The following is a 907-nucleotide window of genomic DNA, read 5'->3' as shown; positions in this document are numbered from 1 at the left end:
GCATAGGGCGTCGAAGGGCCGGCCCAGCACATGCCGAGCATGGACAGGCCGATAGCAACATAGCCGATGGTCATCAGCGCGGAGTGACCATAGCGCGCGCTCAGCCTGCCGATCCATGGCGACACCACGATCTGGACGATGAAGGCCGGCGCCATGCGCAGGCCGGTCTGCGTCGGCGACCAGCCCTGCACCTGCTGCAGGAACATCGAGAAGAAGAAGACGCTGGAATAGGAGGTGAAGCCGAGCGCGAACGAAGCGACATTGGCGACGGCGAAGCGGACATCGCGGAACAGGCCAAGCGGCAGCATCGGGCGTGCAGTGCGCGCCTCGAAGCCGAGGAAAGCAGCCAGACCGACGACGCCGGCGACCAGCGCCGCGACCGTCCTTGGCTCGCCCCAGCCATTCTCGCCGGCCGAGATCAGGCCGAAGGTCAGCGCCCCCAGCCAAAGGATGCTGAGAGCCAGGCCGACGAGGTCGAGATGGGCATGTTCGGGATGCGCCGTCTCGTTGATCGAAACAGCACCGAGCGCGATCGTGATCAAGCCCAGCGGCAGGTTGATCAAGAAGATGCTTTGCCAGCCGACGGTCTCGACCAGGATGCCACCGAGGACGGGACCAACGAGCAGAGAGATGGCGGCGAACGACGCCCAGCCGCCAATGACGCCAGCGCGCTGGCGCGCATCGGGAAAGGCCTGCGTCAGGATCGACAGCGCGCCTGGAATGAGCAGCGAGCCGGCGATGCCCTGTACCACCCGGCCGGCCAGCAGAACCGGCAGATTGGGCGCGACGGCGCAGATCAGCGAACCGGCCACGAAGATGCCGACGCCGGCCAGCCACGAGCGCTTGCGGCCATAGCGATCGCCGATCAGGCCGGACGACAGCATGAAGGCGGACAGGCACCTGTCTC

General features: G+C 66.6%; 1 protein-coding gene. It reads right to left on the bottom strand.

Features of this window, described 5'->3' with window-relative positions:
• Positions 1–907 (bottom strand): MFS transporter (locus tag EN984_RS36155; protein ID WP_127384431.1); only part of this gene is annotated, 907 nt, incomplete at both ends.

It is taken from the genome of Mesorhizobium sp. M7A.F.Ca.CA.004.12.1.1, assembly GCF_003997835.1.
GTDB lineage: Bacteria > Pseudomonadota > Alphaproteobacteria > Rhizobiales > Rhizobiaceae > Mesorhizobium.
Note: the sequence above shows the minus strand (reverse complement) of the source record. Positions and strands in the feature narration are given on the sequence as shown.